Below are 22,938 nucleotides of genomic sequence, written 5' to 3' on the forward strand. Positions count from 1 at the left end.
CACAGCCTTTCGCAGGCCGACAAGGCGCACCAATTTTTGACGGCGTGCACGCCTTTGAACCGCAGCGCGTTGAGCAACAACACCATAGTATCCGTTCAATTCCGGCAGGTCTTCGTCGGCATAGCGGTTGCGCTTGATGTCACGATAAATCGTCGAAACATGCCTGCCGATCTCCGCTGCTATCTCTCGTACGGGTATCTTAGCATTCAACATATCTTCAATCGTGCGCCGTTCACGCAGGTTTAGCTCTGTATGGGCCATCTTTCATTCTCCTTGCTTTCCAGCAAGATAGGGGAAATTTCGCAACCCAGTTTAGAATGTGCCGTTATTAAATCCATTCCATATGATAATTTTATGTTTGTGGGCGGTCCGCCTAAATCATGGGGGTATCAGTGAACAAAGGATAGATCATGACACCGACACCGCGCAGCTTTTCTCACATCGGGCTTTCTGTGCCCGACCTTGATCAGGCCGTTCAGTTTTACGCCGATATTCTGGGATTCTACGTCATTATGCAGCCGACCGAAATCGTCGAGGACGACAGCGATATCGGGCAGATGTGTACCAATGTCTTTGGCGCGGGCTGGGGGCGGTTGCGTATCGCCCACCTTGCGACGGCGGACCGCATCGGGATCGAATTGTTTGAATTCGAGGACAACCACGCACCCGCCGACCCGCTGAACTTCCGCCAGCACGGCACCTTTCACTTCGCCATCCAGGACCCAAATCTCGAAGATCTACTGGCCAAGATTATCGCGGCGGGGGGCAAGCAACGGATGCCCGTACGGGAATATTTTCCTAACGATAAACCCTACCGCATGGTTTATGTCGAAGACCCCTTTGGCATTGTATTCGAGCTGTATAGCCACAGCTACGAACTGACCTATTCCGCCGGTGCTTATAGCTAAGCACGCGGGAATTTAGTCGGCGGTGATGGCCTTCTGCCCGCAGAGATCAAGGCACGTTGCAGAAAATAATCGCTGGCGGCGGGAACCCTCCTGCGTGGGAGGGCCGTTTTATTGCCATAGCAATTTTACGAAAGGTCTTCTCATGTCATATTGGCGCTTCTTTGCAATGATCATTACCTCGACCGTAGTGATGTTCGGTTTGATGTACCTGAACACCTACGCCATCGATCACGTCTTCTTTAGTGAAACCCGCAGCTATATGGCGCTGTATATGGGGGCGGTGATGGCGATCATTATGCTCGCTTTCATGTTGGGCATGTACAGCAACCGCGGCGCGAATATCGCGATCTTTGCCGGCAGCGCATTGGTGTTTGCGGTGTCGCTGTTTTTAGTGCGCAGCCAATCCACGGTGGATGACACTTCGTGGATGCGCGCCATGATCCCGCACCATTCGATTGCCATCCTGACCAGTGAGCGGGCCAATATATCGGACCCGCGTGTGCGCAAGCTGGCCGATGATATTATCAAAGCACAGCGGCTGGAAATCGACGAGATGAAGGCGCTGATTGCAGACCTTGAAGGTGGGCCGGCCGCTACACCTGAGATCGACGGAAAGTGAGGTAATCCATGGCTGATCAACACACACAACCCGCCAAACTTTACCGGATGATGATGCCCGACCATACCTGTCCCTATGGGCTGAAATCCAAAGACCTGCTGGAGCGTCAGGGATATGAGGTCGAGGATCATCCCCTCACAACCCGCGACGAAACAGACGCGTTCAAAGATAAGCATGATGTCGAAACTACGCCGCAAACCTTTATCGGCGGGGACCGGATCGGCGGCTATGATGATCTGCGGATCTACTTCGGGTTGGACAAACCCAAGGATCAGCAATCTGACACGTCCTACCAGCCAGTGATCGCCATTTTCGCGGTTGCCTTCCTGATGGCGCTTGGCCTGTCATGGTTCGCCTTCGATAGCATCCTGACTGTCCAGGCGTTCCAGTGGTTTGTCTCAATCTCCATGTGTTTTTTGGCGGTGCAAAAGCTGCAGGACATTGAGAGCTTTTCCACGATGTTCCTGAACTATGATCTGCTTGCCAAACGCTGGGTACCCTATGGCAAGGTCTACCCCTTCGGGGAGGCCTTCGCGGGCATCGCCATGACCGCGGGGGCCTTGCTGTGGCTGGCCGCACCGGTTGCGATCGTAATCGGTGGCATTGGTGCAGTGTCGGTGATCAAGGCGGTTTATATCGACAAGCGCGAGTTGAAATGTGCCTGTGTCGGTGGCAGCAGCAACGTGCCGCTTGGCTTTGTGTCCTTGACAGAGAACCTGATGATGCTGGGTATGGGGCTTTGGATGCTGGTTCGGTTGTTGGGCTGATGCGCAGTCGCGTAGCCCTGCCATCCGCGGCTGAACCTTTTCGTGTGATCCCCCTCGTGCCGCTTCTGCGAGACGAGGGGGCTTTCATGGGGCAGGTCGAATGCCCCTTCTTTTTAAACGTTTGAGGGGCCGCCTTAGGGCGCGATACGCACCTCGAAGGTAACGGACCCCGTCGCGCCGGGGTTATGCGACCCAGTGCAGTTCCATTGCAGTGACCCCGCGTAGCCCGCCGCATTTGTTACCGGCGTGGTCACGGTGCACGCCACGTCCCCGCCGATGGAAACCGGGCTCGGGATGGCGGAGGCCAGTTCGGTATAGGGCGGCGTGCGGTCGTGGATGACGATGTTGGTTGCCGGCAGCTGTCCGGGGTTGTCGAGAAAGATGCGGTATTCCAACACATCCCCTGCTGCTGCACCGTTGCTAACCCCTTCGGGCGTACCTTGGGTCACGTTGCGTACCGTCTTGCGCAGCTTCAGCACCCCTTCGGAGGATTCCACCCGCACCAGATCGGTATTGCGGTCCTGTTCGGTCACACCCGACGCGCCGTAGGTTGTATCAGCGACGACGTCGAAAGCGATGGCTGACCCCGGTGCCGCAGCACCCGAGGCGGTAACCCGTGCCACCAGACAGATGCGCGTGCCGATGGTGACAGGCAGGGCCGCGGTGATCGGACTGGTCGCCGTCCCGTCGCAGGCCGCGTCCTCATACAGCGCAACAGAGAAAAGGCCCGGTGCGGTAATCGACTGGATGTCGGTGTCAAACACCACGGACCCTTCTGCATCGGCAAGGTACTCGTGCCGCAAGCTTACCACCTGTGCAGGCCGGATCGCGCTTTGCTGGCTTTCACTTAGGCGGGCTTCTTTGACTAGGCCGACATCGAGATCGGGGTAAGAGGTTCCCGCTGCTGGCGTGAAAGTGAACGCGCCATCGCGGATGTCGGGATTGACCAGCCCGGGGGGGGAGCCCGGATTTTCCGACACGGCGAGATACCCGTTACTTGGGACGACCGTGATGGTGACGGCATCGGAAAACCCTTCGGGTAGGGTCAGGCTCCAGCTACCATCGCTGGCGATTTCAGGTGATCCAACAAGCGTGCCGTTGCTGTCGGTGATCCGGATCTGGGCCGCACTGGTGTCCGCTTCGGTTGCGCCTTGGAGGGCATCGTAAGCCGTATCCGACCCCGCGCCATTGTCGACAAAGACACGCCCCGACAATGTCGGACCTGAACCGGCGAAGGTGACGCTGACAGAGGCTTCGTCATCATCGGCGATCCCGTCGCCAAAATCGTCCGTCAGTGCACCCACGGTAGGGTCACTATCGGGGTCCGGCAGATCCGAGGCGATGAGTTCGGCAGCGTTTGTATGCTCGCCCGTGGCGTTCATGGTGACCCGCAATGTCAGTGCTTCGCTTGCGCCATTGGCGACATCTCCGATCTCCCAAATACCGGTGCCGGCGTCATAGGTATCCGTACCATCTGCCGGGGTGGCAGAGACAAAGGTGAACCCGTCGGGGATAAGGTCGCGCACCCGGACCCCGGTGGTGCCATCAGGCCCGTCGTTTGTGACGGTGAGGACAAAGTCGAGCGCGGTGCCCGGCCCTGCTTGGGTGATTGGCTGGCCGCTGGCGTCGAACACAGTCTTGGTCAGCGACAGATCTGCGGTCGCCCCGCCGTTTACAAAGCCAAAATCGACGTTGCGCACACTGCCGGCTGTGATCGTGACACCGGTCTGCGGGGTTATCGTACCCGGAACCAGCCCAGCAGGGATGTCGGGGTCGGCTTCATCAACCTCTACGCGGTAGGTGGTCGTGGCAGACAGATTAAGGAACTGATAGGTCCCGTCGCTGGCGGTTTCTACGCTGCTCAGGAACGTGTCATCTGCCGTGTCAGCCGTGCCATTGTCGTCATACAAAGAGACAGTCACGGCGCTGAGCGCGGTTTCGCCGGGCTGATAGGTGTCGGAGTAATTGCTGTCGCGGTAGACAACGCCCGCCAAGGTGCCTTCGGGCGGTAGGGGACCCAAGCGGGAAGGGCAGTTCAGCCCGTCGTTCACGCCACCATCACCGGAGGGCACGGTATTGATCAACTGACCGCCGCCCGAGCCTGATCCCTGAACGCCGACATCTGCTTCATAGATATCGTTGGTCACGTTCTGGTTGAGGTACATTCTGCCATAAAGGTCGAACCATACCGCGCCATAAGACTGATCCCAGGCAGTCGGGCCGAATTCCACCGGTGCGCGTGTGCCCGGGGTCCCGTCCGCAGGGTCGATATAGAATAGACGGTCAGACGCTTCGTTCACCCCGTACAACATACCGTCGTTGGGGTTATAAGCGATGTCAGAGGGCTCAACGGCAGCTGACAGCATGATCAAACCCAGATCCACCGGCGCTGCCGGGTCGGTCAGATCCAGCAGTTGCAATGCGTTGGCACCCTCCACACGGTAAATCATCACCCCATTGGGAAGGATATCGCCCGCCGAGGACCCATCAGCTGCTGAGGCGGGCAGGGTGGCGACCAATTCGTAGGCACCGGCGGCGTCCAGACGGATCAGCTCGCGGGTGCCAGTCCGCACGCCATAGAGCAACCCGTCGAGCGCATTATACCCCCAGCCGGCATCATATTGCGCCCCTGCAGGTGTGCCGATATCGGTTGCTGCGATGCTGTACACGCCGCCCGATTCTGCAAAGCTGAGACGTTGCAGTTGCGAATTCGCCTGTGTCACGCGGTAGAGCGAGCCGTCGCAGCTAAAAGGCACAGCCCCCGCCGAGAGGATGACCTTGTAATCTTCGACTTCGCCGTCAAAATTCAGCCCATCGAAAGGGTCCGCCGCAACCGCACTGGACGTAGACCAGCGAATGCGTGCATGGGTAAAGCCGCTGGTGATATTTGCCGGCACCGGGATGTTCAACGTGATCTGGTTGTTGAACAAACCGTCCGTGTCCCCTGCGCCACCATCGCGGTAGTCGATCGCGATATGCTCTGATGTGTCGAACGTGCCGCTTTGGTCAAAGTCTACCCAAAGTTGCAGGTTCGTGATGCCCGATACCACTGGAATACCCAAGGCAAGTTGCAGGCTTAAGGTTTCATGGGTGACGATCGTCAGTGGCACGGTGGTGCCTGCCTCGAGAATGGGAAAGACGGCAATGGAGTCTTCATCGTCAAAGCCGGACAGATCATCCGCGTCGGAATCGGGACTGTGCTGTGGCGTTTGTTCAGTGTCGGGTTCGCCGGCACCCAGATAGATGTCCTGCACGACGACATGTCGCGGATCCCCATAGGAGGCGGGCGCATCGCCACGGTCGGACAGATCAGCGGCCGCGATGACCAGTGAATAGTCCTCGACCTCGCCATCTACGGCAAAGTTCGACGTGGACAAACCGGGCTCCGAGCCATAGCGGAAGCGTGCAAAGGTGGTCGACGTCGTCGCATCTGACGGCACAGTCACATCGATTTGGATGACGCCGTCGCCTGCGACGTTATCGAATTGCGTACCGTCGTCCTTAAGATCCAGTGCAACCCGCTCGCCGAGCGTTTCCTCGAACAGGCCGTCACCGTTAAAGTCGATCCAGGCCTGCAGGTTGCCGCTACCCGTAACCGCAACATCAAGGGTGCTAATCATCCCTTGGGTGAGGACGGGAAAAACGACACCGTCTTCATCATCGGTGCCAATCAGGTCATCTGCCGTCGCAGTCGCATCGGACTGGGCAACCAGTTCGATATCGGGCTCGATCAGGCCAAGGTACACATTCGGTGACGCATCCACGCCGTGGGTCGGTGTGAGATAGCTTAATGGGGCATCGCCAAAGTCCACACCCAGGCCTGCGAAGACTGCAATCGTCACCAAGGCGCGGTCGCAATCGGTGGGTTCAAGCGCGTCGCAAAGTTGATATTCAATCGTATAGACGCCAGCGGGCACACCGGCCGGTACAACGACGCGGCCCGCGTCGGCACCGCTTATCTCCAGGAAGGGCACCGGGTCGCCGGTGTTTTGCGGAACGGCCTCGGTTAAGACGGCGAGCGTGGCGGTCGGAAAGGCGGCGGGCAAGCCATTGATGGTATCATTCGCCATGATCTCGCCAGCAGTGCCCCCGAGCAGTGTATTTACGGGCGACGCGGTGTAATCATCGTCCTGCGCCACAACATTGGGCGAGGTGTTTGAAATCGCGCAGAGCTGGATGCCGGAGCCGCGCGTGGCGCTGCGGTCGGACGACCCGGTGTAGCCGTGGATGAACTCAGCCTCGACGAAGGTGCTGAATTCATAGGTTGCATAGTTGTCAAAGCTCGTCTCGTTTGGCTCGTCCTCCCAGTCCAACGGATTGCCTACCTTAGCAGGGTCCATCGAGATTGCATTCGGGCCCGCCGGAAAGGAAGACAGGGGCGTGGTATTAAAGAAAGAGGTAACCGTCGGCGTGGTCAGGGAGCCCACCACATCGGAGGAATCGTCATCATCGCCGCGGCTGTCCACGTCGGTTTGCTGGACGATGATGCCGTTGATGCGGCTTTGATCAATCGCCAGACCTTGGGGATTTGCTGATGTGGCGCTGCCATCCTGAACCAAGCGAAGCCGATACGTAATATAGGCATTATCCTCGGGCGTCATCTCCGCCTCGAGCGAGGTATTCAGCTCGAGCGAACTTGCGTTGTTGATGCTGGTGACCTGCATCACGACATCGATCGGGTTGCCGTTGATGTCGGTCGTCACGTCTTCGTACAAAAAGATGTCGGACAGCGTCACATTCGACTGGCTGCCTGAACCTGCGAGCTGACTAGAGGGTTGGCTGAATACGGATTGGGGCGTGCAGCTTTGCGAGCCGGTTTCGCCGGATAGAACGCTGCTGACAATGGACAGCGATTGGGTGTTCGATTGCAGGCGCGACACGAAGGGTTGACCGATACGCCCGATACCGGCCACAGCACTGCTGTCTACGGTGCCGGTCAGCACATCTGACGCCTGAATGGTATAGTCGGCTTGGCAGACCACTGTGCCCCCGGGGGCGACCGGTATACTGATGGCCGGGCAAAGTACGGGCCCAAGCAGATCATCCTCGATCACGATATCCTGCCCAGTGTTAAAGGGCAGGGCACCGGTGTTCGTGATGGTATAGCTATAGGTAACCGTTTCGCCCTGCGTCCCCGTGCTGGGGCTGGCACTGCGGGTCAGGGAAATGCTTTGATCGACGTTAAACGATGCATTGCCCAACACACCAATCGCCCGTGCCCCTGGGTCGTACTCCGTCAACGCGCTATAGTTTCGCACGTCCGCAATCGATTCATCGTACCAGAAAGTCACGGCAGACGTGGCATCGGGGAATGTCGCGCGCACCGTGCCCCGATCATCATTGCCCGACGACGCAGAGGGGGTGGCCCCTTCGAAGTAGATACACTGAGCCTGGTTCGCGCCGATCGGTCCGGTGAAGCCCGAACCCGGACCTGGACCTACAAGGACAACCGGGGTCGTACTGACGGTTGCAAAGGTCGGATTCCCGTTGTCCCCAAAACCCGTAACAAAATCGCAGCGATCCCCCAAAGAATTTGTATCAGTTGTGTCGATATCAAGAACATCGATCACCAGATTGTCGATCGGAAAGGCAACGCCGCCCGAACTGGTAGAGACCGAAGTGGTCGTTCTGGCATCGCCGAATGCGCCGCTGTTCTCGGGCGCGTCGGAAAAGACGACAAGCGCTTCGACATTGCCACCAAGAAATGCCACGTCATCCGGCGTCTGGTTCGAGCCGAACTCCGCGAAGATACCGGTGTGTGCTATTCTAAAATCAACCTCGAACCCGTATTGGTCGCGCAGGGTCGCAGTCAGCGGGCCAAGATTGCCTGCCGGCCAGTCATAAAAGCTCCAGTCAAGGGTGAACTCGCCTGCATCGGCTTTGCCGGTGCCTGCCGCAACCAAAGCTGCCAAAGCGGCGCAGCGGAGCGTGCTATAGGTTAAATCTGCGATCGACATCATACGGACCTCTTGTTGCGGTGTCCCAAACACCTTGTACATTGGCCGAAGACGAACGCGCCGCCTTTCCTGCCCCCCGGGATAAGTCCAAAGTTCTCACACAAGGTTAACGCGAGCGAGAATGCTCAGGTACAATCTGACTGCCTTCCAGAATAGGCCCCTATACTTTCGAGAGCGCGGCACGCAGAATCGGTAGGCAGGGCGAGGCGGAAAAGCCTTTACCCCATAGTCGCGTGCCTTGTTGCCGTTTGCCTGAGGATCGTGAATATGGCGTCACCCATTCCCTGCCTCCGGACGAAAGCCATTATTTTGCAGACAATTTTCGATACTTCAGGAGCGTCTGCAGAAACTGCGCCTGTCTTCGGTCATTTCGGTGAATGGCTGCAGGGCCGTTTGGGGCCGGCGGGGCCGGTTGTTCTGGTGACGATGGTGTGCCCTGCGCATGGGGTGCAGGCACGGTTCACGCGGGGAAGCAACTTGACGTTGGTGCATGACGGGCCTGCGGCGATCAACTGGGAACAGCTTGAGCGTCTGATAGATATCGCCGGCGCGGAGAAGGGGCGGTTTGCCTTGTCTGGTAACCTTCCCGTTGCCGTTGGGGCCGGGGCGTCTACGGCGGGTCTGGTCGCAGTGGCACGGGCGGCGGGCGTGGCCGAAGACCGGTTGCCGTCGCTTTGTCTGGCGGTCGAAGGGGCCACTGATCCGTTGATGCTCCCCCATCCCGACAGGGTCGTCTGGGCCTCGCGTCTGGCCCAAGGCAAGGGTGTGATTGCCGCACCGCCACGGGCCGATATCATCGGCGGATACTTTGGGGCACCGATCCGGACCGATGCGGCGGATGACGGTTTCGCAGACATCTCTGACCTACTGCCGGCGTGGGAAAACGCGACCGCACAGCAGGATTTGCAACAGGCCGCGCGATTGGCCAGCGTCAGTGCAGACCGGACAACAGCATTGCGGGGCCCCCGAAACGACCCAAGCGCGGCATTGGCGCAGCGGCTTGGCGCTTTGGGGTATGCGCGCGCGCACACCGGATCTGCCCGCGCCTTTATATTTGCGCCCGGCAGCGCTCCGGATGATGCAGAGCAGGTGCTATCAGACTATGGCCTGACGGGCGCAATGCGGTTCAAGACCGGAGGCATGGCATGATCGGTGCGGCAGGCATCCTGCTGGGATTTCTGGTCGAGGCGGCGCTGTCCTGGCCCGCACGGCTTTATACCAAAATCGGGCACCCTGTTTCATGGATTGGCCTTGTCATCCGCGCGATCGAGACGCGCTTGAATACCGCAGACCAAACGCCGGCGCGGTTGCGTTTGTCGGGCGGAGTCGGCGTCTGCATGGTGCTGACGCTTGCTGTCGTGCCTGCGATTGCGGTCGCTGCGATGCTGCCTGAAGGGTGGGCGGGCACCGCCATTGGCGGCGTGCTGGCTTGGCCGTTTCTGGCGCCACGGTCGTTGTTTGAACACGTAGCAGCGGTGGCCAAACCCTTGGCCAAAGGGGATACTTCCGCAGCCCGCTATGCCGTTTCCATGATCATCGGGCGCGATCCTGACAAGCTGGACGATGCCGCAATTGCGCGCGCCTCGCTTGAAAGTCTGGCTGAAAATGCATCGGACGGGGTGGTGGCTCCTGTGTTCTGGGGCGTTGTTTTAGGGTTGCCGGGGCTAGTCGGCTACAAAGCGATCAATACAATGGATTCGATGATTGGCCACCGGTCGGTGCGGTATCGCCATTATGGCATGGTGGCTGCGCGGCTGGATGATCTGGTCAATCTAATTCCGGCGCGCCTGACGGGGCTGCTCTTTGTGCTGGTATCGGGTCACATGCGGCGGGCTGCCGCCGTGATGCTGCGCGACGCGCGCCACCACCGGTCCCCCAATGCCGGTTGGCCCGAAGGTGCGATGGCCGGGGCACTGGACGTCCGCCTGTCCGGCCCGCGTGTCTATGGTTCAGAAATCGCGGATGAACCTTGGTTAAATGCGGAGGGTCAAGAGGCGGATGCGACAGGGCTGCGTCGGGGGCTGGCGCTTTACCTTCGCGCCATGTTCGTATTAGCAGTCGTGTTGGCGCTAGTGGCGCTGATCTGACAGGGGCAAGCGATGCGAGACCACGGCGGCAATCTGGATGGGGCGATCAGGACGTTCGGCGGGAACCGCGCCAGCTGGATCGACCTTTCGACAGGGATCAACACGGTGCCATATCCGGTGGGGTCACTGACGCCCGAAGCGTGGACGCGGCTGCCCGAGCGCAGCGCGCTTGACGCGGTGGAGGACGCGGCACGCCGGGCCTATGGCGCAAGCTGCGCAGTCGTGCCAGTGTCGGGGGCGCAGGCGGCGATCCAACTGGTACCGCGCCTGATCGAGCCCGCGCAGGCCGCGATCCTGTCGCCCACCTATAATGAGCATGCCGCGGCGTTGCGGGCCGAAGGCTGGCAGGTGACCGAAGCCTCTGACCTTGATGCGCTTGAAGGGTACGCCCTTGCCGTGGTGGTCAACCCCAACAACCCCGACGGGCAGCGCCACGCCCCTGACACCTTGCGCGCCTTGGCCGAAACGGTCGAGCTTTTGATTGTGGACGAAAGCTTTGCTGATCCCGATCCAGAGCTTTCGCTGGTGCAAGGCGGGGCTAATCTGCCGAAGAATATCCTTGTCATGCGGTCATTTGGCAAGTTCTACGGGCTGGCGGGGCTGCGTCTGGGGTTTGTCTTGGCGGCAGAGCCACTGGCCGCAAAACTGCGTGCGATGACAGGCCCATGGCCGGTGTCGGGCATGGCGATAGAGGTCGCCTTGCGCGCGCTGAACGATGCGGAATGGGCGGCGCAGACCACAAGACGTTTACAAGGCGAGGCGGCGCAGATGGATGCGATGGCGCTGCGGGCAGGGTGGACGCTGGTGGGCGGCACGCCGCTGTTTCGCACCTATGCCACGCCGGATGCCACAGCGGCCCAGAACGCTTTGGCCGCACATCACATCTGGTCGCGGATTTTTCCATATTCCGACAGCTGGATACGCCTTGGCCTGCCTGGCCCGCCCGCTGATTGGGTGCGGTTGGAAGCTGCCCTGAAGGGCGGGGCGTGATCGGGCAGCGGGCATTGCGGGTGCTGGCTGCTGCCATTGCTTGCGGAGCGATGCCAGCCGTTCCCGCCAAGGTCTACGCCCAAGACCTGCCGCGCGTGGTCTCGATGAACCTGTGCACCGATCAGATGGTGTTGCTGCTGGCCGACCCCGAACAAATCGTCTCTCTCAGCCGCTTGGCGCGTGACCCGCGGTCGTCCTCGCTGGCGCAAGAGGCCGAGGCCTATCCTCAGAACGCGGGGGGTGCCGAAGAGATTTACCTGTCGGACCCTGATCTGGTGCTGGCGGGGCGGTACTCTGACAAGGCGACGCTGGCGATGCTGCGCCATCTTGGCCTTCAGGTGGCGCAAATGCCGCTCACCAAAAAGCTTGACGATATACCTGCGCAAATCCGCCAGATGGGCAATCTATTGAGACAGCCCTCGCGGGCAGACACGATGGCACGTCAGGTAGAGCAAACATTGGCGGCGCAGCCCGCTTTGACGCCAGATGCACCCGTGGCCGCGTTTTACTACCCCAACGGTTATTCGCTGGGGGTGGATACTTTGGGGCATGACATCGTGACAACGGGCGGTCTGCGCAACCTGTCGCAAAAACTGGGCCGACAAAACAGCGGGCGTCTGGCGCTTGAAGAATTGGTGATGAACGCCCCTGATCTGCTGGTCACCACGCAGCCCTATCGCGGTGGTTCCCGATCCGAAGAGATCATGCTACATCCTGCCCTCGCGCAATATGCCCAGACCGACAGGATGGTGTATAGCTCCCCCGATTGGGTCTGCGGCACGCCGCTGGCGCTTAGGGCGGTGCAGGACGTGCGCAGGGCACGCAATAACATACGCCACGAGGAGAGATAACAGATGACCGACAGCACCCCAGAAGAGAACAAGCGCCACGCCGAGAAGATGGCAAAGGTCCAGACTGCCCGCGCCAAGATGATGGCAGAAAAGACGGTGACCAAGGGGCTTATCATCGTGCACACTGGCACAGGTAAGGGCAAAAGCAGCTCGGCCTTCGGGATGATCATGCGCTGTATCGGGCATGGTTTCCCCTGCGCCCTTGTGCAGTTCATCAAAGGGGCGCGGGTGTCAGCAGACCGTCAACTGCTGGAAGACCGCTTTAGCGATATCTGTCAGGTTTATGTGATGGGCGAAGGCTTTACCTGGGACACGCAAGACCGCGAACGCGACGTCGCTGCCGCCGGTCGCGCGTGGGACAAGGCCAAAGAGCTGATCCGCGATCCCAACAACCGCATGGTGCTGCTGGACGAGCTCAACATCGCGCTGCGCTATGGCTATATCGACGCGCAAGATGTGATCGATTTCCTGCAGGCCGAAAAACCCCATATGACCCATGTAGTAATCACCGGCCGCAACGCGCCAGATGCGTTGATCGAGATGGCGGATCTGGTGACCGAGATGAAAGAAATCAAACATCCGTTCCGCAAACAGGGTATCGCAGCACAAGCCGGTGTGGAATTCTGATCGACACCGGGGCAGGGCATCGCGCCTTGCCCTGCCAGCCAAAGGGCGGACATATGGACAAGATCACGCTGGTCACCGGCGGTGCAAAATCGGGCAAGAGCCTTTTTGCCGAAACCCACGTCCGCGCCTATGGGCTGCCACTGGTCTATATCGCCACCAGCCAAGCGTTTGACACCGAGATGGAAGACCGCATCGCCGCTCATAAAACGCAGCGCGGCGCTGGTTGGGACACGGTGGAGGAGCCGCTTGATCTGTGCGGTGCGCTGGCACGCACGGACGGGGCGGGCGCGCGCTTGGTGGATTGCATGACGCTTTGGCTGTCCAATGTGATGCATGCAGAGCTGGACTGGCAGGCGGAACTTGAAAAAGTGCTGCAATGCTTGCGTGAACAATCTTCCCCCGTCGTGTTGGTCACGAATGAAGTGGGCGGCGGCATTGTTCCAATGTCCGCGCTGGCGCGGCGTTACCGCGATGCCTCGGGCCTGATGAACCAGCGTCTGGGGGCTCGTGCGGGTCATGTGGTGCTGGTCACCTGCGGCTTGCCACTTGCGCTCAAGGGCAGTGCCGCTGCTCCGGCGTCGCTTGCCTGATCCCTGATCCCGACATACGATATTATTCAAAACGAAAGAGACCCTTTGCATGGCGCATGTGAGTTTTCCCCTGACTTCCCTGTCCGACCTCGGGGCGCTGACACGCGACCTGCCACAAGCTGACGTCGCAGCCCAAGACGCCGCGCGTGACCGTCAGAATGCGCTGACCAAGCCACCCGGATCGCTGGGCCGGCTGGAAGAACTGGCAGTGTTCATGGCGGGTTGGCAGCAACAGGCTGTGCCACAGATCGACTTTGCACAGGCGCTGGTCTTTGCTGGGAACCACGGGATTTGCGCGCAGGGGGTGAACCCCTTTCCGCAAGAGGTGACGGCCCAGATGGTACAGAACTTCAAGGCGGGCGGCGCGGCGATCAACCAATTGTGCCACGTGAATGACGCGCGCCTGTCGGTGATTGATCTGGACCTGGACCGCCCCACGGCTGATTTCACCGAAGGCCCAGCAATGACTGAAGCCGAGTGCTTGGCAGCGCTAAACGCAGGTGCCGCGGCACTGCATCCGGCGGCAAGCGTGTTGATTCTGGGAGAAATGGGGATCGGCAACTCCACCGTCGCGGCGGCGTTAACGGCTGCGGTCTTTGGGGGGGCTGTGCAGGATTGGGTCGGGCGCGGCACTGGCGCTGACGACGAAGGCGTGCGCCGCAAGGTTGACGCCATCACGCGCGGCCTCGCCCGCCATACCGCGACACCTCAGGACGGTGCCGCGATCCTGACGGCCTTGGGCGGACGCGAGCAGGCCGCGATTTGTGGCGCTGTTCTCGCGGCGCGGCAACGGCGTGTTCCCGTGATCCTTGACGGCTTTATCTGCACGGCCTCGGTCGCGCCGCTGTTCGCACTGTCTCCCGCGACGCTGGACCACTGCCTGATTGGCCACTTAAGCGTCGAACCCGGGCATAAACGTCTGCTGGACGCGATCGGCAAAACCGCGGTGCTGGATTTCGATATGCGGTTGGGCGAAGGATCGGGCGCGGCGCTGGCGCTTGGTATCCTGCGCTCGGCTCTTGCGTGTCACAGCGGCATGGCGACCTTTGCCGAAGCAGGCGTGGCGGGCGGCTGATGCTGCGTGCTCGGCTGGCAGAGGCACGGCTGGCGATCTTGCTGCTGACCCGTATCCCCGTGGGATATCTGCGTGATCCGATCCCTGCGACGGGGGCGTCGGCCTGGGCGTGGCCTTTGGCAGGCTTGATCGCGATGTTGCCCGCAAGCTTGGTGTATTGGGGATTGCATGCGGCGGGCTTTGGGCCGACGGTCGCGGCCCTTGGTCTGATCTGTGCCGCGACCCTGCTGACGGGGGCGATGCATGAGGACGGGCTGGCCGATATGGCCGACGGTTTCGGTGGCGGGCAGACCCGCGCGCGCAAGCTTGAGATTATGCGCGACAGCCGTATCGGCAGCTATGGTGTCATGGCGTTGATCCTGTCGATGGCGCTGCATGTGACGCTGATCGCACGGTTGGATAATCCGGCGCTCGTTGTACCTGCCGCCCTCGGGCTGTCGATGGCAAGCCGCGCGATGCTGCCGTTCTGGCTGGCGCGGATGCCTGCCGCGCGGGCCGACGGGCTGGGGCATGGGGCGGCGCAGGTGCCTGCGACCTGCGTCTATGTTGCGGTCGCCCTTGGTCTGTTTGGGGTCCTACCCTTGGGGTTCGGCGTAGGGGCTGTGATCTTTGCGGGTGTCGTGGTGGCCACTGCGCTAGTGGCGGCGCTGGCGCTGCGCCAGATCGGCGGTCAGACCGGCGATGTGATCGGGGCGATGCAAAAGCTGGCCGAACTGTCGGGCTGGGGCGTCGCCGTTTATCTTGTCGGCTAAAGCTTGGGTCATGCGCCCCTTTGACAGGCCGCAAATCCGATGTAGCAAGGCCCCATGTCGAAAAAGACCCTGAACACCGCAAATCTTGCTGCCCTCGGGGCGGACCGTCTGGCCGAGCTGTTGATCGAGGTCAGCACCGGCAGCGCCGATATGAAACGTCGCCTGCGGCTTGAGCTTAGTCACAACCTTGGCCCCGCGGAACTGGCGCGTGACGTCCGCAAGCGGCTGGTCACGATCCGTCGGGCCAAAAGCTATGTCGGGTGGCGCAAGCGGAACGCTCTGATCAAGGACCTGCGCACGCAGTCCGCGATGATCATCGACAAGATCGCCCCAGACGCGCCCGCAGACGCCTTTGATCTGCTGTGGGAGTTTCTTGAACTTGCGCCCTTTGTCATGAGCAGGGTGGACGATAGCAAAGGCGATGTGGGGGCGGTTTTCTGTGATGCTCGTGAAGAGATCGGCCCGATTGCGGCCCGTGCCCCGCTGGACCCGATCCCGCTGGCCGAACGCACGTGGGAGGCGGTGCAAACCAACAGTGATGGTGCGTTTGACGCGGTCATCACGCGCATGGCCCCGTCGCTTGGCGAAACGGGGATGGCGCATCTGAAATCCTTGATCCACCAGTTCGAAGCCGCACCGCTGGACGCCACCGACGATCACCCTGCGCTGCAATTTTTGCGTGAACTGCGGGGGCGGAATGGGAATTACGCCGCTCAGCGCAAACGGCGCTTTATCCAGATGCACCTGCGCGAGGTTGCCTTGGCGCAGGGGGATACGGAAACCTATATCTCGCTGTTTTCATCCACCGATCTGGCGCGGCCCACCGTTGCGGTAGAGGTGGCCGAACTATGGGTCGCGCAAGGCAACCACACGGCCGCGCTGGATGCCCTTGAAGGGGCGCAGCCCAAGGGCAGGGTCGCGGGGCGCGGCGCATGGGATGCGGCCTATGTCAACGTGCTCATGGCATTGGGGCGGGAGGACGATGCCCAAGCGTACCGCTGGCACTGCTTTGCCGAAACGCTTGACCCTGACATGCTGCGCGCGCACCTCAAGCAACTGCCGGATTTCGACGATCTGGAGGTAGAAGAAGCCGCCAAGGCGCATGCCGCAACGTTCAAAGACCTGAACGCTGCCATTGGCTTTTTCCTCGCGTGGCCCGATTTGCGCGGGTTGGCCACCATGATCGAAACGCGTGCCGACAGGTTGAGCGGTACCCAAGTCGCGGCCCTGACAGAGGCAGCCGATGCGCTGCGGTCCCGCCATCCTTTGGCGGCGGCGCTGTGCTGGCGCACGATGATCGAAGCCGCCCTGCGGGAAGGTGCCAAGGCGCGCTATGCGCAGGCGGCGGATCACCTGATGGATTGCGCGGCAGCGGACCTCGAGATCGAGGGCTATGGACGTTTCGAGAGCAATGACGCCTTTGTCCAACGGTTGCGCAAGAGACATGCGGGCAAAGTCGCATTTTGGACGCGTGTCACTTAAACGGCGGGGGGCAGCGAGGTTCTTGGGCACCTGTGGGAACTATATCGGCTGTGACGCGTATGGATGCATGAACATATTCAAACGCGCCGCCTTCGTCCCCATCGCCGCCCTTGGCTTTGTCCTTCCAATGACCGCAACCGCCGATGTTGTGGGCAATGTGGACGTGGACTGGCTGGGCAATGACATTGTGGTTGAGGCTGTCGCCGACCCGGATGTCAAAGGCGTTACGTGCCACCTGGCCTACTTTGAACGGGGCCTGATCGACCGTCTGCAAAAAGGCAACTGGTTCGAAGACCCGTCGAACTCCTCCATCTCTTGCCGACAAACCGGCCCGATCGAAATCGGCGATATCTCGCGCGATGACGAAGGGGAGACCGTGTTCAGCGAACGCCGGTCCGTCATCTTCAAGACGCTGAAAGTCAAACGCATTTTCGACGAAGAGAACAACACGTTGGTCTATATCAGCCACGCGCGCGATGTGCAGAACGGATCGGCCAAGATGTCGATGTCGACTGTGCCGCTCTATATACCGACCAAATAGGCAAAGCTTTGCCAAGGCGTATCATCCGCTTTGCCCGCCCCCGTGCTTCGGCTATTCTATGCCGAAGTCATAACGAATAAGGGCGCGGGCAGTATGAGTATTTCAAGAAGAAGTTTTGCAGTCGGAGTGGCCGCGTTGGGCCTTGCGGCATGTACCACGGGGAACAGGGCGGGCAGCTTCGCACCGCGTGGTGATGCGGGGCTGGCAGCAGACCTACAGCCGCAGCCGAATGCAGGCTATGATGCGTGGGTGTCGGCGTTCAAATCGCGTGCTGCGGCGCAGGGCATTTCCGACAGCACCCTGCGCCGTGGCTTTGCCGGTACGGGCTATCTGCCGGGGGTGGTCAAACGGGACCGCAACCAGACGGAATTCAGCCGCTCGCTTGAAGATTACCTCGCTATTGCAGCATCGGATGAACGGGTCACTAAAGGACGCGCCGCGTTTGCGCGTCACCAAGGCGTTCTGCGCCAGATCGAAGCGCGCTACGGTGTGCCCGCCGAAGTGGTCACCGCCGTTTGGGGGCTTGAAAGCTTTTACGGTGAGCGACGCGGGAATGTCCCCGTCGTGTCGGCCACATCGACGCTGGCCTATGATGGGCGTCGCGGGGCCTTCTTCGAGAAACAACTGATCGCGGCGCTGCGTATCCTTGAGCGCGGCGATGTCTCGGCTGCCGGTCTGACTGGAAGCTGGGCCGGTGCCATGGGCCACACGCAGTTCATCCCCACCTCCTACCAGTCCTTCGCTGTGGATTTCACCGGTGATGGCAAGCGCGATATCTGGTCGGATGACCCGTCGGATTCGCTGGCCTCGACCGCGGCCTATCTGGCGAAGTCAGGCTGGAAATCCGGCCAGAAATGGGGCGCAGAGATGGGCACAGTGGCGGCAAGCTCTGCCACGCCGGTACAAATCTTGCAGCCGGATGCAGGCGGGCCACGCTTTGCGATCTTTAACAACTTCAAAGCGATCAAACGCTATAACAACTCGGACAATTACGCGATTGGCGTCGGGCATCTGTCGGACCGTATCGCGGGGGGCGGGCCAATTCAGGCAAGCTTTGGACCGGACAAATACGGGCTGACGATCGAAGACCGCAAAGCGTTGCAGGAACGGCTGACGGCACGCGGGTTTGACACCGACGGCACCGACGGTGTGATCGGCCCGAACAGCCGCAAGGCGATCACCGCGTATCAGCAAAGCCAAGGTTTGCCTGCAACCGGTGACCCCTCTCGTGCGCTGCTGGCCCGGTTGGGCTAACACCCCGATGAAGCACTGATCAGTCCGGTTAGGTCGGGCGGATCAGATCGGCGATCTCGGACAGTTTGCTTGCCAACGGGCTGGTCTTGCGCCAGATCATCCCCACACGGCGCGTCGGTTCGGGCGCGGGGAAAGCGTTGACCGCGACCTGCGCCGACCGCGTTTCAACCGCGACCGCCATTTCGGGGATCAGCGTGACGCCGATACCTGCGCCGACCATCTGCACTAGTGTGGACAGTGAACTCGCATCCAGCCCCTCGCGCGCGGTTTCCGACTGCATGTCACAAAACGACAGAGCCTGATCGCGGAAACAGTGCCCTTCCTCAAGCAAAAGCAGCTTCATTTCGTTCAAGCGTGCACTGCTGGGGATCGGTTTGCCCCGGTCTGCCTCGGGGCGGACCAGCATGAATTTTTCGTCGAACAGGGCAACTTCGGTCAGGGACGGCTCTGACACGGGCAGGGCGACAATGGCGGTGTCGATGCGGCCTTCTGTCAGCTCGTTGATCAGCCGCGGGGTCATCGTTTCGCGAACGTGGATATCCAATGCGGGGTTCATCTGCGTCAGCTTGGTGATAATCGAGGGCAGCAGATAAGGGCCGATGGTGGGGATGATCCCGATTCTCAGCCGGCCCATCAGCCCGTCCTTGGACGCCCGCGCCATATCTTGCAGCTCGTCCACGCCTTGCAAGATCGCCCGTGCGCGTGGCGCGAAATCGACGCCAAAGCTGGTCAGTGTGATCGTGCGACCGCCGCGATCAAACAGGGGCGTCTGCAGGTTCTGCTCTAGCTCCTTGATTTGCACGGACAGGGCAGGCTGCGAAATCGCACAAGATTCAGCGGCGTGGCCGAAATGACGGTGATGGGCGACGGCCTCGAAATAGCGAAGCTGCTTTAAGGTGATGTTAGTCATAGTTTGTAGTTATCAAACTGATAGGAAATGCCAACTTAAACTAATCAATAACTGCTGTTAGAACAATTCCAGAAAGACGGGGGCAGACTGTGTCGCGCCCCCGACATCCATCCCCCGTGACGCGGCCCAAACCGCGCACCAGACAGATAACATCGGAGACCACCATGGACGGAAACGACGTCGAAAACATCAGCAAATGCCCGGTTGTCGGCAGCCACGGCCGCAACTCAAAGCGCGGTGCGCGGTCGTTGAATGAATGGTGGCCGAACCAGCTGAACCTCAAGCTGTTGCACCAAAACTCCATCGATTCGAACCCGCTGGGGCCGGATTTCAACTATGCTGAAGAGTTCAAGAAACTGGACATCGAGGCGGTCAAGGCAGACCTGCACGCGCTGATGACAGATTCGCAGGACTGGTGGCCCGCAGACTACGGCCACTACGGCCCTTTCTTCATCCGTATGGCGTGGCACGCAGCGGGCACCTACCGGACGGCGGATGGCCGTGGCGGGTCCAGCACGGGCACACAGCGTTTTGCGCCGCTCAACAGCTGGCCGGATAACGCCAACCTCGACAAAGCGCGTCGCCTGCTGTGGCCGATCAAACAGAAATACGGCAACCAGATTTCATGGGGCGATCTGATCATCCTGTGCGGGAACATCTCGCTTGAATCCATGGGATTGAAAACATTCGGCTTTGCCGGTGGCCGTGTGGACCGTTGGGAACCCGAAGAGGACGTTTACTGGGGCCCCGAAGACGAATGGCTCGGCAGCAAGCGTTATAGCGAAGAGCGCGCCTTGGAAGACCCGCTGGCCGCTGTGCAGATGGGCCTGATCTATGTGAACCCCGAAGGGCCAGACGGCAAACCCGATCTGCAAGGCTCTGCCAATGACATCCGCGACACCTTTGGCCGGATGGCGATGAACGACTATGAAACCGTGGCGCTGATCGCGGGTGGTCACACCTTTGGTAAAGCGCACGGTGCCGTGGGCGGCGAGAATGCCGGCCCCGATCCCGAAGCGTCGCCACTGGAAAGCCAGGGCTTTGGCTGGACCAACAAGCACGAGACCGGCCACGGCATCCACGCCCTGACCAGCGGGCTTGAAGGCGCATGGTCGCAGACCCCGACAAGCTGGGACATGACCTATTTCGACAACCTGCTGGGGCTCGAGTGGGAAATGACCAAAAGCCCTGCCGGTGCCGTGCAGTGGACACCAAAGAATGGCGACGCCGCAGGGACCGTGCCGGATGCGCACGACCCCTCCAAACGTCACGCGCCGATGATGTTCACTTCTGACCTCGCGCTGCGCGAAGACCCCGAGTATTTCAAAATCTCGACGCGTTTTCACGAGAACCCCGAGGAATTCGCCGACGCCTTTGCCCGTGCATGGTTCAAACTGACCCACCGCGACATGGGGCCGATTGCCCGCTATCTGGGCAAGGATGTCCCCAGCGAGGAGCTGATCTGGCAAGACCCGATCCCCGCCGTGACGCATACGTTGGTGGATGACGCGGACGTTGCATCGCTCAAAGACAAGGTGCTGGCATCGGGCCTAAGCGTTCAGGAACTGGTAGCCACCGCTTGGGGCTCTGCTGCGACCTTCCGCGGGTCGGACAAACGGGGTGGTGCCAATGGCGCGCGCATCCGTCTGGCACCGCAGAAAGACTGGCCAGTGAACGAGCCTGACCAATTGGCCAAAGTGCTTGGCGTGCTGGAAACGATCCGCACTGACTTCAACAACGCGCAGTCCGGGGACAAGCAGATCTCTGTCGCTGACCTGATCGTGTTGGCCGGTGCCGCCGGGATCGAGAAAGCTGCAAAGGACGCAGGCCACGACGTGACTGTGCCCTTCGCACCGGGCCGCGGCGATGCTTCGCTTGAGCAGACCGAAGTCGATTCCGTTGCCTATCTCGAGCCTGTGACAGATGGCTTCCGCAACTTTGCCAAGACCCGCTATTCGGTCACCACGGCAGAGTTGCTGGTGGATCGCGCCCAGCTTCTGACGCTGACCGCGCCGGAAATGACTGTGTTGGTCGGTGGTATGCGCGCACTGGACGTCAACGTGGGTCGCTCTAAACACGGCGTGTTCACAGATGCGCCCGGTACGTTGAACAACGATTTCTTCACCACGCTGCTGGACATGGGTACTGTGTGGTCGAAGGCGGAAGAGACTGCCACCGACGACATCTACGAGGGCCGCGACCGCGCCACTGGTGAGCTCAAGCACACCGGTACCGCTGTTGATCTGCTGTTCGGGTCGAACTCGCAGCTGCGCGCCATCGGGGAAGTCTATGCCGGCGACGTCGCGAAAGACAAATTCGTCACCGACTTTGTGGCGGCATGGATCAAGGTGATGAACCTTGATCGTTTCGACCTCGCGTAAGCAAGCGTAACGACACTCCAAGGCGCGGCCGGTCCCCGGCCGCGCCTTTTTCTATGCCGGTGCCCTTCGGGAGACGGTGCGCGGGTAGGGGCCCGTCAGGTGCCGACGTGGCGCAACAAATGGGCCTGTGTTTGCTCGGCAGTCGGGGGCGTGCTGGTACCCAGCAACAGCAGATGCCAGTAAAACTGAACCTCGGCGGGGTCCGACATCAGCGCAGCAAAGGCGTCTTGCTGCCACTGGATCGCAGCTTCATGCGCGGCAGCGACGCCCGTCAGGGCCCGCAGGCGGGTCATCTCAGCCTTGGTCGCGGCCATCATCGGGTCGATCATCGTGTCTTTGACCGTGTTGAAATTCCGTTCCGCCCAGTAATGCAGGTCTAGTGGCTTGGTCGTCCGGTTGGGCAGGCCGCGTCCGCGTTTGACCATGAACTCTGCCGCTGACCGCAAGGAATAGTGGTTCAACCGCGCCCGCGCGTGGGTCTGTAGGGCGCCGAATATATTGATCCGGTTGTCATTTTCGGCAAACCCGCCTGGGGCCGCCTGCACACCGCCAAGATTCCACTGCGGGCTGGTGCTGCCCTTTTTCTTGGGTCGGTGCACACCGAGCTTCTGAAAGGCTGCGGGGCGGTGCAGGGTTTTGAAAAAGCTGCCAGCGGGTAGGTGAAAGGGCTCGGGTGCGGCCCGGCGAAACCGGAGCGGGGTCAACGCGTCCTGCAGAGCCTCTTGGCCATCCGCACCGAATAATCGCCACGGCAGGGCGATCGCGTCGGTGTCAGTCGGGACCGCGGCAATCAGATCAGTGAGGCTAGCCATCGGAGCCTGAAGGCACAGGAATTCGTCACAATCAAAGAACAGCGCCCAATCGGCCTGCTTCATCAGATCATGGCGATCCGCCAGCCGCATCGCTTGCCACTGAACCGATTTATCGACCTCGGGCACAAAGGGCACATGGGTTACATCGCCAAGCAGATCCAGCAGTTCTGGCGTGCCATCAGTGCAATCATGCGTGAAAATTAGAAAATCGGTCACCCCCGCGGCGCGGTGATGCGCGATCCATTCAAGGCAGTAAGGCCCTTCGTTGCGCATACAGGTTACAGCAAGGATACGTGTCACGGGTGGCGGTTCCTTGGGTTAAGGGGCAGGTGCTT

19 protein-coding genes are annotated in these 22,938 nt (G+C 60.6%); 15 read left to right on the forward strand and 4 right to left on the reverse strand.

Translation table 11 applies throughout. The annotated features are described in order from the left end of the window. Positions 1-261: helix-turn-helix domain-containing protein (locus BLQ98_RS13115; RefSeq protein WP_141135337.1), on the reverse strand; the 261-nt coding region annotated here is incomplete at its 3' end. 149 nt (positions 262-410) lie between these two features. On the opposite strand from BLQ98_RS13115, the gene BLQ98_RS13120 reads away from it, so the two are divergent. The 3 genes from BLQ98_RS13120 (at position 411) to BLQ98_RS13130 (ending at position 2,294) form a co-directional block, all read left to right on the forward strand. Next, positions 411-908 carry a lactoylglutathione lyase family protein gene (locus BLQ98_RS13120; protein ID WP_093733767.1) on the forward strand — a complete coding sequence of 166 codons (498 nt, stop codon included), beginning with the start codon at positions 411-413 and terminating at the stop codon, positions 906-908. A 142-nt stretch (positions 909-1,050) separates the two neighbouring features. Continuing rightward, positions 1,051-1,527: a DUF305 domain-containing protein gene (locus BLQ98_RS13125; protein ID WP_093733768.1), complete on the forward strand. Its 477-nt coding sequence runs from the start codon at positions 1,051-1,053 to the stop codon at positions 1,525-1,527. Positions 1,528-1,535: 8 nt separating this feature from the next. Continuing rightward, complete coding sequence (locus tag BLQ98_RS13130; protein ID WP_093733769.1) at positions 1,536-2,294, forward strand: glutaredoxin family protein; 759 nt, start codon at positions 1,536-1,538, stop codon at positions 2,292-2,294. Positions 2,295-2,428: 134 nt separating this feature from the next. Here BLQ98_RS13130 and BLQ98_RS13135 read toward each other — a convergent pair whose 3' ends face one another. Next, positions 2,429-8,293, reverse strand: coding sequence for a GEVED domain-containing protein (locus tag BLQ98_RS13135; RefSeq protein ID WP_093733770.1), 5,865 nt, complete (start codon positions 8,291-8,293; stop codon positions 2,429-2,431). Positions 8,294-8,560: 267 nt separating this feature from the next. Here BLQ98_RS13135 and BLQ98_RS13140 point away from each other — a divergent pair, with 267 nt between their 5' ends. The 11 genes from BLQ98_RS13140 (at position 8,561) to BLQ98_RS13190 (ending at position 18,500) form a co-directional block, all read left to right on the forward strand. After that, on the forward strand, positions 8,561-9,400 hold the full coding sequence (locus tag BLQ98_RS13140) for a hypothetical protein (RefSeq protein ID WP_244148433.1): 840 nt from the start codon (positions 8,561-8,563) through the stop codon (positions 9,398-9,400). Beyond that, positions 9,397-10,338: an adenosylcobinamide-phosphate synthase CbiB gene (cbiB, locus tag BLQ98_RS13145; RefSeq protein WP_093733772.1), complete on the forward strand. Its 942-nt coding sequence runs from the start codon at positions 9,397-9,399 to the stop codon at positions 10,336-10,338. The genes BLQ98_RS13140 and cbiB overlap by 4 nt, the downstream gene beginning before the upstream one ends. Before the next feature lie 12 nt (positions 10,339-10,350). Then, positions 10,351-11,328 carry a threonine-phosphate decarboxylase CobD gene (gene cobD, locus BLQ98_RS13150; RefSeq protein WP_093733773.1) on the forward strand — a complete coding sequence of 326 codons (978 nt, stop codon included), beginning with the start codon at positions 10,351-10,353 and terminating at the stop codon, positions 11,326-11,328. 50 nt (positions 11,329-11,378) lie between these two features. Beyond that, complete coding sequence (locus tag BLQ98_RS13155) at positions 11,379-12,179, forward strand: ABC transporter substrate-binding protein (protein ID WP_093733827.1); 801 nt, start codon at positions 11,379-11,381, stop codon at positions 12,177-12,179. Positions 12,180-12,182: 3 nt separating this feature from the next. Beyond that, a complete protein-coding gene (gene cobO / locus BLQ98_RS13160; RefSeq protein WP_093733774.1) occupies positions 12,183-12,806 on the forward strand; it encodes a cob(I)yrinic acid a,c-diamide adenosyltransferase in 624 nt (207 codons plus the stop codon). A 53-nt stretch (positions 12,807-12,859) separates the two neighbouring features. After that, positions 12,860-13,396: a bifunctional adenosylcobinamide kinase/adenosylcobinamide-phosphate guanylyltransferase gene (gene cobU / locus BLQ98_RS13165; protein WP_093733775.1), complete on the forward strand. Its 537-nt coding sequence runs from the start codon at positions 12,860-12,862 to the stop codon at positions 13,394-13,396. Positions 13,397-13,445: 49 nt separating this feature from the next. Beyond that, a complete protein-coding gene (gene cobT, locus BLQ98_RS13170; protein ID WP_093733776.1) occupies positions 13,446-14,471 on the forward strand; it encodes a nicotinate-nucleotide--dimethylbenzimidazole phosphoribosyltransferase in 1,026 nt (341 codons plus the stop codon). Next, positions 14,471-15,223: an adenosylcobinamide-GDP ribazoletransferase gene (locus tag BLQ98_RS13175; RefSeq protein WP_093733777.1), complete on the forward strand. Its 753-nt coding sequence runs from the start codon at positions 14,471-14,473 to the stop codon at positions 15,221-15,223. Before cobT ends, BLQ98_RS13175 begins: the two co-directional genes overlap by 1 nt. 54 nt (positions 15,224-15,277) lie before the next feature. After that, a complete protein-coding gene (locus BLQ98_RS13180) occupies positions 15,278-16,705 on the forward strand; it encodes a DUF6880 family protein (RefSeq protein ID WP_093733778.1) in 1,428 nt (475 codons plus the stop codon). 67 nt (positions 16,706-16,772) lie between these two features. Then, positions 16,773-17,246, forward strand: a complete 474-nt coding sequence (locus tag BLQ98_RS13185) for a CreA family protein (protein WP_093733779.1) — start codon at positions 16,773-16,775, stop codon at positions 17,244-17,246. 93 nt (positions 17,247-17,339) lie between these two features. After that, entirely contained in the window at positions 17,340-18,500 is a 1,161-nt protein-coding gene (locus tag BLQ98_RS13190; RefSeq protein WP_093733780.1) for a lytic murein transglycosylase, read from the forward strand. Positions 18,501-18,528: 28 nt separating this feature from the next. Here the strand turns inward: BLQ98_RS13190 and BLQ98_RS13195 are convergent, their stop codons facing one another. After that, on the reverse strand, positions 18,529-19,410 hold the full coding sequence (locus tag BLQ98_RS13195) for a hydrogen peroxide-inducible genes activator (RefSeq protein WP_093733781.1): 882 nt from the start codon (positions 19,408-19,410) through the stop codon (positions 18,529-18,531). A 164-nt stretch (positions 19,411-19,574) separates the two neighbouring features. Here BLQ98_RS13195 and katG point away from each other — a divergent pair, with 164 nt between their 5' ends. Next, positions 19,575-21,791, forward strand: a complete 2,217-nt coding sequence (gene katG, locus BLQ98_RS13200) for a catalase/peroxidase HPI (RefSeq protein WP_093733782.1) — start codon at positions 19,575-19,577, stop codon at positions 21,789-21,791. Positions 21,792-21,886: 95 nt separating this feature from the next. Here the strand turns inward: katG and BLQ98_RS13205 are convergent, their stop codons facing one another. After that, positions 21,887-22,903, reverse strand: a complete 1,017-nt coding sequence (locus BLQ98_RS13205) for a glycosyltransferase family 2 protein (protein WP_244148434.1) — start codon at positions 22,901-22,903, stop codon at positions 21,887-21,889. Positions 22,904-22,938: the final 35 nt, after the last annotated feature.

The sequence above is a fragment of the Sulfitobacter litoralis genome (assembly GCF_900103185.1).
GTDB lineage: Bacteria > Pseudomonadota > Alphaproteobacteria > Rhodobacterales > Rhodobacteraceae > Sulfitobacter > Sulfitobacter litoralis.